This is a genomic window from Mesorhizobium sp. P2_A8, assembly GCF_056404935.1.
Map to the genome: position 1 here is coordinate 61534 of NZ_JBFUDB010000011.1, position 12518 is coordinate 74051.

Annotated in this window: 13 protein-coding genes; 8 read left to right on the forward strand and 5 right to left on the reverse strand. The window is 65.8% G+C overall.

The features are described 5' to 3' along the window. Positions 1-82: 82 nt before the first annotated feature. Positions 83-949: a class I SAM-dependent methyltransferase gene (locus AC1D10_RS29685; RefSeq protein WP_477278274.1), complete on the reverse strand. Its 867-nt coding sequence runs from the start codon at positions 947-949 to the stop codon at positions 83-85. A 131-nt stretch (positions 950-1080) separates the two neighbouring features. Here AC1D10_RS29685 and AC1D10_RS29690 point away from each other — a divergent pair, with 131 nt between their 5' ends. From AC1D10_RS29690 to AC1D10_RS29715, 6 genes are all read left to right on the forward strand, one after another. Next, complete coding sequence (locus tag AC1D10_RS29690; RefSeq protein WP_477278276.1) at positions 1081-1968, forward strand: LysR family transcriptional regulator; 888 nt, start codon at positions 1081-1083, stop codon at positions 1966-1968. A gap of 209 nt (positions 1969-2177) precedes the next feature. Continuing rightward, complete coding sequence (locus AC1D10_RS29695; protein ID WP_477278278.1) at positions 2178-4097, forward strand: diguanylate cyclase; 1920 nt, start codon at positions 2178-2180, stop codon at positions 4095-4097. Positions 4098-4176: 79 nt separating this feature from the next. Then, positions 4177-4620 carry an SRPBCC family protein gene (locus AC1D10_RS29700; protein ID WP_477278281.1) on the forward strand — a complete coding sequence of 148 codons (444 nt, stop codon included), beginning with the start codon at positions 4177-4179 and terminating at the stop codon, positions 4618-4620. Positions 4621-4884: 264 nt separating this feature from the next. Then, a complete protein-coding gene (locus AC1D10_RS29705) occupies positions 4885-5832 on the forward strand; it encodes a substrate-binding domain-containing protein (protein ID WP_379098779.1) in 948 nt (315 codons plus the stop codon). Positions 5833-6010: 178 nt separating this feature from the next. Beyond that, on the forward strand, positions 6011-7663 hold the full coding sequence (locus tag AC1D10_RS29710) for a sugar ABC transporter ATP-binding protein (protein ID WP_477278283.1): 1653 nt from the start codon (positions 6011-6013) through the stop codon (positions 7661-7663). Then, positions 7660-8676, forward strand: a complete 1017-nt coding sequence (locus AC1D10_RS29715) for an ABC transporter permease (RefSeq protein ID WP_477278285.1) — start codon at positions 7660-7662, stop codon at positions 8674-8676. The genes AC1D10_RS29710 and AC1D10_RS29715 overlap by 4 nt, the downstream gene beginning before the upstream one ends. A 4-nt stretch (positions 8677-8680) precedes the next feature. Here AC1D10_RS29715 and AC1D10_RS29720 read toward each other — a convergent pair whose 3' ends face one another. Then, positions 8681-9049: a hypothetical protein gene (locus AC1D10_RS29720; protein WP_477278287.1), complete on the reverse strand. Its 369-nt coding sequence runs from the start codon at positions 9047-9049 to the stop codon at positions 8681-8683. A 176-nt stretch (positions 9050-9225) separates the two neighbouring features. Here AC1D10_RS29720 and AC1D10_RS29725 point away from each other — a divergent pair, with 176 nt between their 5' ends. Further along, positions 9226-9528, forward strand: coding sequence for a hypothetical protein (locus AC1D10_RS29725; RefSeq protein WP_477278289.1), 303 nt, complete (start codon positions 9226-9228; stop codon positions 9526-9528). Positions 9529-9586: 58 nt separating this feature from the next. Here the strand turns inward: AC1D10_RS29725 and AC1D10_RS29730 are convergent, their stop codons facing one another. After that, complete coding sequence (locus AC1D10_RS29730; RefSeq protein ID WP_477278291.1) at positions 9587-10282, reverse strand: XRE family transcriptional regulator; 696 nt, start codon at positions 10280-10282, stop codon at positions 9587-9589. Between the two features lie 612 nt (positions 10283-10894). On the opposite strand from AC1D10_RS29730, the gene AC1D10_RS29735 reads away from it, so the two are divergent. Next, positions 10895-11602 (forward strand): GcrA cell cycle regulator, encoded by a 708-nt coding sequence (locus tag AC1D10_RS29735; RefSeq protein WP_477278293.1) that lies wholly within the window; start codon positions 10895-10897, stop codon positions 11600-11602. 168 nt (positions 11603-11770) lie between these two features. On the opposite strand, the gene AC1D10_RS29740 is transcribed toward AC1D10_RS29735, so the two are convergent. Next, positions 11771-12079, reverse strand: a complete 309-nt coding sequence (locus AC1D10_RS29740) for a DUF982 domain-containing protein (protein ID WP_477278647.1) — start codon at positions 12077-12079, stop codon at positions 11771-11773. Positions 12080-12178: 99 nt separating this feature from the next. Further along, positions 12179-12481 carry a DUF982 domain-containing protein gene (locus AC1D10_RS29745; RefSeq protein WP_477278295.1) on the reverse strand — a complete coding sequence of 101 codons (303 nt, stop codon included), beginning with the start codon at positions 12479-12481 and terminating at the stop codon, positions 12179-12181. Between the last annotated feature and the right edge of the window lie 37 nt (positions 12482-12518).

The window sequence follows — 12518 nt, forward strand, 5'->3', positions numbered from 1 at the left end:
TTGAGGTACGCGCCGGCGGACCTGCCGACGCGCCTTGGCTATCACGCGCATCCCGTCCGGCTCAAGCCACTGGCAGGGCCGACTATCTGGTGGCGGCGGCGACGAGCATTTCGCACGGCCCCTCGAATTGTCCGTCATGCTCGAACTGGCCGAGCGCGGTCTCGATCTCCGCCCAGGCGTCGTCCTGTTCGCGGGGCGACAGGCCGGCCAGCATCTGGTGCAGGGCGCCGAAAGACTCCTGCTCGAACTGCAGGCATTCGAGGGCCGATTGCAGCCGCACCGGCGCGTCGACCTTCTCGATGCGCACGTCGTGGAAACCGGCATCTGTCAGGCGCTTGGCAAGCACCGCCGGGTCACCCAGGCTGAACGGCCCGGGCTGGCCGGGCAGCGGCGCGGGCAGGGCGGCGCGGCGGCGGATGATGCCGACCGGGATCGAGAAGAACGGGTTCCTGTCGGCGGTGGAATAGACGATGGCGCCGACCTTGCCGCCCGGCTTGAGGTGATCGCGCATGCCGCCCAGCGCCCGGTTCTGGTCGGGAAAATAGATCAGCCCGACGCGCGAGATAACGGCGTCGAACGGTTCGGCCGATATGGCATCCAGCATTTCGCCGTCGGCGACGACCGTGCCGACATTGGCATGGCCGGCCAGCCTGGCGTTGCTGGCGGCAAAGCCGAGAATGCCCGGCGAAATGTCGGTGGCCAGCACATAGCCCGTCGGCCCGACGCGCCGCGCGGCGGTCAGCGTCTGTTCGCCGGCACCGGCGGCGACATCGAGGACCCGGCTGCCCTTGCCGATATCGGTCATGTCAAGCATGAGTTCGGTGGCAGGCCCCAGCCAGCGGGTCAGCAGCGGACCCCAGCGGTTCCAGGCTTCGGCAGCGCTGTCCCATTGCTTTCGGGTGGTGTCCTTGAACTTGACCGGATCGAAAATCGGTTGCTGGACGGTCATGGCTTGCTCCTCAAAGGCAGTATTGCCTTGCCGCAAACCGTAGTGATCGCGTAGTTCTGGTACCATTCTCGAAATCTCGACGCCCATTTTGCAAATTTGCACGGATCGGGTCCAGGATGCATTGGGATGACTTGCGGATTTTCCTGGCCGTCGCGCGCGACGGCTCGATCAGCGGCGCCGCAAAACGCTTGAACATCCAGCACTCGACCGTGTCGCGCCGCATCCGGCTGCTGGAGACGCAGCTTGGCACGCGGCTGATCGAGCGCAAGAAATCCGGATACGAGCTGACCCCGGCCGGCGACGAGCTGAGGATGGCGGCCGGCAAGATGGAGCTGGAGGTGCTCGAGGTCGAGGGCGCGCTCGGCGGTCAGGAAGACCGTGTCGCCGGGGAACTCAGGGTATCGGCGATCAACAACATGGCTTCATCCGTGCTGATGCCGATCTTCGCCGGCTTCAGCGAGGCCTATCCGGACATCCAGCTGCATGTGCAGGTCTCCAACAAATATGTCAGCCTGGCGGAACGCCATGCCGACATCGCCATCCGGCTGACCAACACGCCGCTCGACACGCTGGTCGGCACCCGGCTCGCCACTGTGGCGTCGGCCGTCTACGGAGAACGGCGTTACCTGGAGGGGCTGCGCGCCAGCGGCGCCAGGCCGCTCTGGATCGGCGTGGAATGTTGCGCCTTCCATCAGTCCTGGACGCATGCGGCATGCCCGGATCACCGGCACAGTTTCTTCGTCGATGACACGCTGCTGACGCTCGCCGCCGTGAAACAAGGGCTCGGCCTGGCCTATCTGCCATGCTTCATGGGCGACTGCGCCGAGGAACTGGAGCGCTTTCGCCAACCGGATCCGATCCACGATCTCGGACTCTGGCTGCTCTACCATCCAGACCTGCGGCGAACCAAGCGCGTCAGGGTGTTTCGCGAACATATGGTGGCGCGCATCCGCGACCAGAGTGCGTTGTTCGAGGGTCGCCTGCCGCAGCCATCAGGTCTGGTTTCCGCTGGACTGTGACACAGCCGGTCACCGCGATGACGGAGGTCGTCAGCCTGCCTGCTCGGCGGATCACGTCCAGCCAGGAAACCGAGGCCGAGCGGCCCGCCGACCGCGCCTGACCGTTTTTCTGTTCGCCGGCCAATTGGCCTGATGTAACACTTTGTTGTCATTGGAGGCATATCGAGGAGGCGATGCGGCGAAAGCCGATGCAAAAGGAAAGGCGCGCAATGGGTTCGCCCTGGTCCGAATTGCTGGCCAATCTTGCTGTCGTTGCGATGTTCGTCTCGGTGTGGATCCACACGCATGTCTGGCTGGATCGCAAGGCTGCGTTGACGAGAGCGACGGCCTTCGGCCTGCTGATGGGCGGCGGCGCTGTCACCTTGATGCTGACGCCAATGCAGTTGCAGCCGGGCGTCTTCATCGACCTGCGCGGCACGATGATCGCATTGGCAGGCTTCTTCGGCGGCCCGGTCGCTTGCGTCATCGCCGGGCTGCTTGCGGTTGCGTTCCGCTTCCATGAAGGCGGTATCGGCGTGTTCGCCGGCGCCATGGGAATCTCGATCGCTACTTTGATCGGTATTGCCGGCCATCTCGTGCTGAGAGGCCGCGCCCCCGAACGCGTCGACGTCCTGATCCTGGCCGCGACGGCCGCAGCCGGCTCGCTGCTCAGCCTGCTCGCCTTGCCACGGGAGATCATGCAGGCGGTGCTGCCGCAAGTGGCGCTGCCGACTTCGCTGCTGATCTTCGTCTCGATCATGCTGTCGGGGCTGGCGCTCTACCAGGAGAGGCGCCGCCTCGAGGCGCTGCAGTCCAGGCGCATCTTCAAGGCGGTGGTGGAGGCATTGCCGGATTGCCTCAACGTCAAGGACCTGGACGGGCGGTTCATCGCCGCGAATCCGGCAACGGCGGACCTGATGCATGCAACAAACGCCAAGGCGCTGATCGGCAAAACAGATTTCGATTTCTACCCGCAGGAAACGGCGCGAAAATTCCGCGAGGACGAGCTTGCCATTCTCGCGGCGGGCGTGCCATCCACCATCGAACAGCGCCTTCATCATGACGACGGGACCAACGGCTGGCTGTCGACATTGAAGGCGCCTTTTCGGGATCATGGCGGAACCATCGTCGGGCTGATCACGCACAATCGCGACATCACGACGCGCAAGCAGCTGGAGACCGAACTGGCGGAAAGCCGTGTCACGCTGGCGGACGCCCTGACGCATATGGCCGACGGCCTGGTGATGTTCGACCGGGACGGCAAACTGGTGCTCAGCAACGCCCAATACATTGCCATGTTTCCCCACACGGCCGACATCCGGGTGCCCGGTGCCGACTATCGCGATATCCTGCGCGCCTCTGCCGCGCGCGGCGAACAGATGGTGCCGCCGGACAAGGTCGAGGACTGGATCGGCGACATCGTGGCATCGCGAAGGCTTCCCAGCAACCGCCAGGAGGTCAGGCTCGCCGACGGGCGCTGGCTCGATGTCAGGACCAGGCCGACCAGCAATGGCGGCAGCCTGAGCGTCTATTCCGACATCACCGAGGCCAAGCATGTCGAGGCGGAGCTGATGGCGGCCAACGAGAAGTTGAACCTGCTGGCAAACCGTGACGGCCTGACCGAGTTGTTGACGCGCCGGGCCTTCGACGAAGCTCTGGCGCGCGAATATGCCCGCGGCATGCGCAACGCAACGCCATTGAGCCTGCTCATCATCGACGTCGACTGGTTCAAGCGGTTCAACGACCACTACGGCCATCCCGCCGGTGACGAATGCCTGCGCGCCGTCAGCGGCTGCATCAAGGCCACCGCCCGGCGGCCGGCCGACGCGGCAGCCCGCTATGGCGGAGAGGAGTTCGCCCTCATCTTGCCTGAAACCGGCGCGCGGGGCGCGTTCGTGATCGCCGAAAATCTCAGAAGCGGCGTGCGCGACCTGCGGCTCGCACACGCCGGCAGCGAAAAAGGCATCGTCACCGTCAGCATCGGGGTGGGCACCTTCGATCCGGGCAGCGCCTCGATCGAGATCGCCGACCTGCTCAGGCGCGCCGACGAGGCTCTCTATGGCGCCAAGGTGGCGGGGCGGGACCGGGTCCATGGCTGGCGCCCGCATGTCAGCGAGCCACACGCCGCTGGTGCACGTCGCCGGCCATGAGCCGACGCCACGCCGCGCAGGCGGCCGAAGAAATCGGGCTGACGCTGGCGCCCGAGTCGGCCTGACAGGGCCAATTGGCATGAGCCTTTCCTCCGCGCCGATCATCAAGACCGTCGTCATCGCAGCCGCGCCGGCCAGGGTCTGGCAGGTGCTGACGACGCCTGGGATGATCCCGCAATGGATGTCCGACGAGGAGCTGACGGTCAGCCTGCAGGACCGCGTCGGCGGGGAGATCGTGATCCGCGGACTGCTGCATGGAATGCCGTTCGAGAACCGCGGTACCATCCGGGCGTTCGCGCCGGAAAGCAGCTTCGCGTACGGTTACTGGAGCACGCTGTCGGCCTCGCGGCTGTCGGACGCGCCCGAAAACCACCCGGTGGTCAGCTTCGAACTGACGCCGGCGGATGGCGGGACGCTGCTGACGTTGACCTTGAGCGATTTCGCCGAGCCATCGATCCGCCCGCATGCCGATCTCTACTGGGGCCCGACCCTGCACATTCTGAAAGCGGTCTGCGAGCGGTAAGGCGGCGCCCGCGCGAAAAATCCGACAATTCCGATAATTTGCCCGACAGTTCCGTTCCATCGATTATTGCGCAAGGTGTTGCCCCTGGGTTAGCATCCCCGCGCTGACGTCGATGGGAGGCACTTTTCAACAGCGGCGACCAGCTGGAGCGGCACGCGTCTTCGGGCGCACGGAGGATGCTCCAACACTTTGAACCGGCGCATGATCCCTTCCCAAGACCGATCCCGGCCTTGGGGATGATGCGTCTCTGTGGAGGAGGATCCTATGAACAGACGTGAAGTCCTGCTGTCGTCCGCGGCGTTTGGCGCCATGATGCTTGCCGCACCCTCGGTGTTTGCCGAGGACAAGCTTACGATCCTGGGCTCTGTGCCCAATCTCGGCTTTCCGTTCTTCGTGCACATGCTGAACGAGATCAAGGCCGAGGCCGCCGCGCAAGGCGTCAACCTGACCGAGAGCGACGGCCAGAATTCGGCCACCAAGCAGACCGCCGACATCGAGGCGGCGCTGGTGCAGAAGGTCAACGCCATCGTCATCTCACCGCTCGACGTCAACGCACTGGCGCCGGCGATCGAGGAGGCGGTCAAGGCTGGTGTTCCGGTGGTGACGATCGACCGCCGCGTCGATGGTGTCGAGGGCATTCTGGCCCATGTCGGCGCTGACAACGTCAAGGGCGGCGAGGCGGAGGCCAGCGCCATGGTGGCCGCGTTCCCGAATGGCGCCAAGATCTTCCACCTGCAGGGCCAGCCCGGCGCCGGCCCGGCGATCGACCGCAACAAGGGCGTCCACAATGTGCTCGATCCCTTGAAGGACAAGTATCAGATCGTCTTCGAACAGACCGCCAACTTCGCCCGCGCCGAAGCACTGTCGGTGACCGAGGCCGGCCTTGCCGCCAACGGCAAGCCGGATGCCATCGTCTGCGCCAATGACGACATGGCGCTCGGCGCCATGGAGGCGTGCGCGGCGCGCAACTTCACGGACGTCAAGATCTACGGCTTCGACGCGCTACCGGAAGCGCTGGTCGCGGTGCGCGACGGCAAGCTTGCCGGCACTGTCGAGCAATTCCCCGGCGAGCAGTCGCGCACCGCGGTGCGCATCGCGGTGGCCTATGCCAAGGACAAGACCGAGCCGAAGGAGAAGCTGGTGCTGTTGACGCCGATCGTCATCGGCAAGGACAATCTCGACAAGGCGGAGCGGATTGGCGAGACGAAGTAGTCCGTGAGAGTCAGGCGCATGGCGGATGGAGGTCGCGCTTTGTCGCGCCTCCCCCTGTCCTGCCGGACATCTCTCCCACGAGGGGCGAGATCGGCCTTCGCTTTGGCTTTCGCCAATCGCCAGCCTTGCAGAAGAGGCGCTGCCGGCAAGACTGCCAATCTCCCCCCAAATGGGGGAGATGTCCGGCAGGACAGAGGGGGGCGCTGTCCCGCCGCCTGCAGCAATCCGGGAGCAACCCTTGCCACCAGCTGAAGCCGCATCGCCCGAGCCCATCTTGCTTGCCGTCGAGGGTGTCACCAAGCATTTCTCCGGCGTCACGGCGCTGAGCGACGTTTCGCTCGACATAAGGCCCGGCGAAATCCTCGGCCTTCTGGGCGAGAACGGCGCCGGCAAGTCGACGCTGCTGAAGATCCTGTCGGGCGTCATGCCGCCGTCGAGCGGGCACATCATTTTCGACGGCGCCGACTATCATCCATCCAGCCCGCAGGACGCCAAGCGGCTCGGCATCGTCACCATCTACCAGGAACTGAGCCTGATTCCGACGCTGACGGTGGCCGAGAACATCTTTATCGGCCGCGCGCCGACCGGCCCGCTTGGGCTGGTCAGCTGGCGCAGAATGGAGGAAGATTCGCGCGCGATCATCGCCCGCGTCGGTCTCTCCATCGACCCGATGACGCCGGTGTCGGCACTGTCGGTGGCCGAGCAGCAGCTGGTCGAAATTGCCCGCGCGCTGTCGCTGAAAAGCCGGCTGATCATCATGGACGAGCCGACCTCGGCGCTGACCGAGACCGAGGTGCAGCGGCTGCTGTCGATCATGGACCGGCTGCGCGGGGACAAGGTCGCCATCATGTTCGTCACCCACCGGCTGGAGGAAGCGTCAGCCATCTGCGACCGCATGACGGTGTTGCGCGACGGCAGGCTTGCCGGGCATCTCGACCGCGAAGGCGGACCGATCGCGCTGCCGAAAATCATCGAGAAGATGGTCGGTCGCGCCGCATCCGAACTCTATGCACGGCCGGCGCAGCGCGCGGTCGCCGGCGATGTCAGGCTTTCGGTGCGCGGCCTGCGCACGGTGCGCGACCCCGAGGCGCCGCACGCGATCGTGCTCGACGGTGTCGATATCGACCTCAAGGCCGGCGAGATCCTCGGCGTCGCCGGCCTGGTCGGCTCCGGCCGCACCGAACTGGCGCGCGCCATCTTCGGCGCAGACCGCATCGCGGCCGGTACCATCACGCTCGATGGCAAGCCGATCGCGCCGGCGTCGCCAGCCGACGCCATCGCGCTCGGCATCGGCCTGGTGCCGGAGGACCGCAAGCACCAGGCGATCTTTGCCGCATTGGGCATCCTGCCGAATTTCTCCGTCGCTTCGCTCGGCAGCTTCAGCAATGGTTTCGGCTTCATGGCCGAGCGGCGCGAGCGCGATGCGCTTGCCGGTTTTCGCAAAATGCTGTCGATCCGCATGGCCTCGGCCGAGCAGGCGATCGAGGGCCTGTCGGGCGGCAACCAGCAGAAGGTGATCCTGGCGCGCTGGCTGGCGCGCGATCCAAAGGTGCTGATCGTCGACGAACCGACGCGCGGCGTCGATGTCGGCGCCAAGACCGAGGTGCACCAGATCCTGGTGCAGTTGGCGGCGCGCGGCATCGCGGTGATGATGATCTCGTCCGAACTGCCCGAGGTGCTGGCGGTTTCGGACCGCATCGTCACCATGCGCCGGGGACGCATCACCGGCGAGATGCCGGGCGTCGAGGCAAACGAGGAAAAACTGATGGAACTGATGGCGCTCGACAAGCGGGATGCGAGGGGGCAGGACGCGAAGGGGCAGGCACGATGAGCGTGGCGGGAGAACAGAACCAGCGCGGCGGCATCAACATGACGCGGCTCTTGATGAGCTTCGGGCCGCTGCTGTTCCTGGCCGCCTTGGTCGTCGTCTTCACCGTGCTGAAGCCGAGCTTCATCGACCCGATCAACCTGTTCAACATCACGCGGCAGATCTCGATCACCGGGCTGATCGCGCTCGGCATGACCTTCGTCATCCTCACCGCCGGCATCGACCTTTCGGTCGGCTCGCTGCTTGCCTTCTGCGGCATGGTCGCTGCCGTCGTCGCCAAGGGCGGCACCGCCAACACGCTGTCGCTGTCGACCTCAGGCACGCAGGGCTATGGCTGGTTTGCAGCGCTGCTCGCCGCCGTCGTGGTGGGAGCGGCTGCCGGTGGCATGCAGGGGCTTGTCATCACCAGGCTGAAAGTGCCGCCCTTCGTCGTCACGCTGGGCGGGCTGACGGTGTTTCGCGGGCTGACGCTGACCATCTCCAATGGCGGCCCGATCTCGGGCTTCGACGCCTCGATGCGCTGGTTCGGCACCGGCCTGATCGGCCCGGTGCCGGTGCCGGCGCTCATCTTCGCGGCAGCCGCGATCCTGTGCCACATCGTGCTGCGCTACACGCGCTATGGCCGCGCCGTCTATGCCGTCGGCGGCAATGCCGAGGCGGCACGGCTGTCGGGCCTGCGCGTCGACCGCATCCTGGTCTCGGTCTATGTCATCGTCGGTTTCTTCGCTGGGCTTGCCGCCTTCGTTTTGTCGGCGCGGCTGAATTCATCCGAAGCGGTGGCCGGCATCGGCTACGAGCTGACGGTGATCTCGGCCGTCGTCATCGGCGGCACCTCGCTTTTCGGCGGCATCGGATCGGTCGGCGGCACGGTGGTGGGCGCGGCCCTGATCGGCGTGCTGCAGAACGGGCTGCAGTTCAACAACGTCTCGTCCTACACGCAAAGCATCGTCATCGGCCTGATCCTGATCCTGGCGGTGGCGTTTGACCGCTGGCTGAAGTCGCGAGTGCGACGGTGAGGCGTCAGGCCGCTGCCAGCGCCCACAGAAGGTGACCGTAGCGGCGGAAGTAGCGCGCCACCAGTCGCTGCTGTCTGGCTCTGATGAGGTCGGGCAGGCGGCGCTCCTGGCGCCAGCGCGGCATGTTGCGCCAGAAGGCGATGAAGCGGGCGGCGTCCTCGATGGCTTCCTCCGCCGACAGCGCCGGGCCGATCGCCGCCAGGAACAGCGCCTCTGAATGCTTCAACTCATCGATGGCGGCCTTGCGCCTCAGATGATCCTGGCGGGCGCGCTCGATGCCGTTGCGGCGGATCGCCTCGAAGGCTTCGAGCAGAGCGGGGCTGTCGCCGGTATAACCGCAGGCGCGGGCGAAATCGGCGGCAAGGGCGTCCATCGTTGCTCCCGGATATGATGCGCCGAAGTGGGCTAGCGTCCGACTCACATTTATGAGTTGATATAAGCATAACTCAAATAAATGCAGAAGAGAAACTTTTGGGAGGCGCGACTCGACTCCGGGTTGAAAACGCAGGAATATACGAACAAATCAGGAACAAAAGGCGAGGAGGGGCGATGGCATTGCCAGGCAAGGAACCAGTGATCGCGCATGTCGCCTCGATATCGGTCGAGTGCGCCGATTGCGGCCGCAACAGGTGGTGGCGGCCCGATCAGCTAAAACGGTTCGGGGTGACCGGGAACACGCCGCTGGCCGCCCTTTCAGGCCGCATCGTCTGTTCGGCCTGCCGTGCCGAGGGGCTGCCGGGCGCGGCGGTTTCGATCCAGGCAGCGTTCATCGACGAGCGCCAGCGGGTGCGCAGCGAAGCCCAGATGCTGAGCGACCGCGACGTGCCGCTGGAGGGGTCGAGGCGGGCTTGAGAAAGGGGGGGCGGCGCTGGTTTCCCTTCTCCCGCAAGGGGAGAAGGGAAAGACGCCCTCAATACCCCAGCAGTTCCTTGAGCGGGATGACGCGCCAGACGTGTTTTATGGCGTAACGGTTGAAGGTCAGCGTTTTGGGCGGATTGTACTGCTCGACGACCAGCTCGGCGGCGGTGCGCTTGACCAGCTTCTTAATGAAGGCCTTGCCGTTGCGCTCGTTTTCTTCCGGAAAGGTCTCGATCACCACATGGTCGCCGGGCACGGCGTCGCGGCCGCCGCAATAGAGCATCTCGCCCGGCTCGTAGCGCGGCACCATGGAATCGGACAGCACGTGCAGCGCAAACACCTTGCGCAGATGGGCGATGCCGGGCGGGCGCTGGACGTAGCCGGCGACCTCGCCGTTGAAGGTGAAATCGCCGTCGTCGCCGCCGACCGCCGCGCCGAGCAGTTCGATGTCCATCGGCCCGGCGGGCAGGGGAGCGGCATCGGTGACGATCTCGGCATCGGCGACCGGGCCGGCATCGTCGAGGAAAACGACCTCGCCCTTGCCCAATGCCACCGGATCGACGCCCAGGAAGGCGGCGGTCTTCAGCAGGTTCTCGGTCTTGGGCAGGTTGCGGCCGGTTTCCCAGTTGCCGACGGCGGCGACATCGGTGTCGTTGTGCTCGGCAATGTGGCGCATGACCAGGCCGCGCTGCTTGCGCGCCTGGCGGATCGCCGCCCCGACCTTGATCGACAGTTGCGTTTTTGCCATGGCGCCATGTGAGCGATGAAAGCGGCTCTCGTCTATGAAAGAATGGCTTGCATAAATTTTTGAGTTATGCTTATATATGGCGATGCAAAACCTGTCCAGATTCGATGGCGCCGTGACGCCGGCCTCGCGTGAGACACATCCAGCGGCTGTCACCGCCAGCCTTCCGTCCCGGCCGTCCTCCTCCCCGGCCGGGGCGAAGCCCGAGGCTCAAGACTCGACAGCCTCGGGTCCGGTCCGCCTGTCACCGGCGACCGGAACGGCCGGAGCCGCCGCTCCCAGCGGCTCCGGCCCCCAATTCGGCCGGCATGGCGCTGGCGCGGATTCTGTCGGTTCCTCCGGCCGCTCCTGCGTCCGCACGCAGGACGGGACCGTCATCACGTTCGACCCGCTGACGGGCAGGGCGGTTTGCGCCCTCGACAGTAAGACGGCAGAGGCGCGGCTTTCGCACCTTGTTGAACCGGCCGGGCAGCTAGCCAGATCCGGCTGAGGCGGAGCCGGCGCCAGCCGGCCCTCGGACAAGACAACCCCGACCAGGCCCGCCCAACCGGGCCGAACCCTGACGCTTGCCTGACGGCTCGAAGCCGAAGGCGGAACCTTGGATGGAGCCTGGAGATGGCAAGCTATACCGACGCGGAACTGCAAGAGATCGCCGGCTGGCTGAAGGACGGGCTTTCCGCCTCGAAGATCGCGGCGGCATTCAGCGCGCTGCGCGGTGCGCGCGTGTCACGCAACGCCATCATCGGCATCGTCCACCGCAACGCCATGCTGGGCGCGATCGGCCTTGCCAATGGCAGGCCGGCAGCAGCCAAGCGGGCTGCGGGCAAACGCACGGTGAGCAAGCGGGCGAACGGAGCGCCGGCCAAGGGCGGGACGACCGCCGAGGCGGTTGCCGGCAGGGTTGACGATGCGTTTGCGGCCAATGGCGCTGGCGTGCGCAAACCGGCCACCCGACCGAGGCGCGAGCCGCCGCCGGCCTGGCTGCCGCCGCGCCTGTTCGTGCGCGAAGTGGGCGTGTTGGTGGCCGACGGCGAAGCCTATCGCCTCAAGGTGCCGGTGCCGCAGCGCACCGTCGTTGGCCGCCAGCCGCATGGCGTGGCGATGCGCTTCATCGACTGCCTGTTCGACCGCTGCCGCGCGCCATTGAACCTGACGCTGCAAGAGGATCCTGACAATTCCATTGCCGAAGAGGGGGATGCGCCAGGCGGCCGGCCGGGTGCCGACATGCTGTGCTGTGGCATGCGCACCAAGGCGTTGAAAAGCTATTGCACCTACCACCAGGCCCGCTTCCGCCGCCGCGTTTTCGAGGTGACGCCGGGGTGAGCATCCCTTCTCCGTCCCTTTACGGGGAGAAGCTGCCGGCAGGCGGATGAGGAGCGGCGCCAGCGCTGTGAGACTGGCCGACACATCGAGTGGTTCAACCGCCAACTCCCCCAGCGTCAGTGTGAGGATCTTGAGATGACGCTCAATCGAAACGAAAGCGCCGCAAGCCTATTTCGGCGCCTGGCGGCCTTGCTTGGGCATCCGGCTTTGCACGGTCCTGGGCTCGAGTATCATGGCGGGCCCGCCTTCGGCTTCCAGGATGTCGGCCACCCTGGCAAAGCCGGTGAACACTTTCATGGCGTCGGATTCGGAGATCTGCGCGGCAATGGCCGCACTGCAGGCGTTGAGCGCGCTGCGGTAGACATGGCCGCGCCGCTCGAGCGGCCAGCGCTGCAGGAAGTCGGCGGCCTCGCTGACGCAGTCGATCTCTTCGATTTGCCCGTCCATCCGCACCTTGAGCGGCACTCCGGTCTTCATCGTACCCACGGCGTTCACCTTCACTCTGCGCGGGGCAAGAAACCTCGCTATGAGCAACGCGCCATGCTGGCGGGCGGTTGCATCACATTTTCGCCCGGCTCACGAACCGGCAACGGCGTCCAGCCAGTCATAGGCGCGGCTTTTGGGTCTCGCCAGCAATATGTTCTGTTGCCTGGCCGCGCTGGTGAGGGCTTCGAAGGCGATGCGCTGGCTGCAGGTGCCATCCACGGCCAGGGCGACGAGCCGGGCCGCCTCGACATAGCCAGGTGCTGTCTTGTCGGGCCACTGCTTGCCGAGCGCCGTGGCGGCTTCGGCCACCGAGCCGACCAGCATGGTCGTGTTGTCGCAAAAGCGCAGGGTAATCGGCATGAAGGCGGTCATCGGCACGTCTCCCGTGTTCATCGACGCCGCATAACGTCGCGAATTCGCACTGGTTCCC

What these genes read in the sequence shown, in the direction of transcription:
- AC1D10_RS29740 (WP_477278647.1), bottom strand. Translation starts at nt 12,079, where the DNA reads ATGAAGACCGGAGTGCCGCTCAAGGTGCGGATGGACGGGCAAATCGAA.
- AC1D10_RS29715 (WP_477278285.1), top strand. Translation starts at nt 7,660, where the DNA reads ATGAGCGTGGCGGGAGAACAGAACCAGCGCGGCGGCATCAACATGACG.
- AC1D10_RS29710 (WP_477278283.1), top strand. Translation starts at nt 6,011, where the DNA reads ATGTCCGGCAGGACAGAGGGGGGCGCTGTCCCGCCGCCTGCAGCAATC.
- AC1D10_RS29725 (WP_477278289.1), top strand. Translation starts at nt 9,226, where the DNA reads ATGGCATTGCCAGGCAAGGAACCAGTGATCGCGCATGTCGCCTCGATA.
- AC1D10_RS29720 (WP_477278287.1), bottom strand. Translation starts at nt 9,049, where the DNA reads ATGGACGCCCTTGCCGCCGATTTCGCCCGCGCCTGCGGTTATACCGGC.
- AC1D10_RS29730 (WP_477278291.1), bottom strand. Translation starts at nt 10,282, where the DNA reads ATGGCAAAAACGCAACTGTCGATCAAGGTCGGGGCGGCGATCCGCCAG.
- AC1D10_RS29700 (WP_477278281.1), top strand. Translation starts at nt 4,177, where the DNA reads ATGAGCCTTTCCTCCGCGCCGATCATCAAGACCGTCGTCATCGCAGCC.
- AC1D10_RS29705 (WP_379098779.1), top strand. Translation starts at nt 4,885, where the DNA reads ATGAACAGACGTGAAGTCCTGCTGTCGTCCGCGGCGTTTGGCGCCATG.
- AC1D10_RS29695 (WP_477278278.1), top strand. Translation starts at nt 2,178, where the DNA reads ATGGGTTCGCCCTGGTCCGAATTGCTGGCCAATCTTGCTGTCGTTGCG.
- AC1D10_RS29735 (WP_477278293.1), top strand. Translation starts at nt 10,895, where the DNA reads ATGGCAAGCTATACCGACGCGGAACTGCAAGAGATCGCCGGCTGGCTG.
- AC1D10_RS29685 (WP_477278274.1), bottom strand. Translation starts at nt 949, where the DNA reads ATGACCGTCCAGCAACCGATTTTCGATCCGGTCAAGTTCAAGGACACC.
- AC1D10_RS29745 (WP_477278295.1), bottom strand. Translation starts at nt 12,481, where the DNA reads ATGAACACGGGAGACGTGCCGATGACCGCCTTCATGCCGATTACCCTG.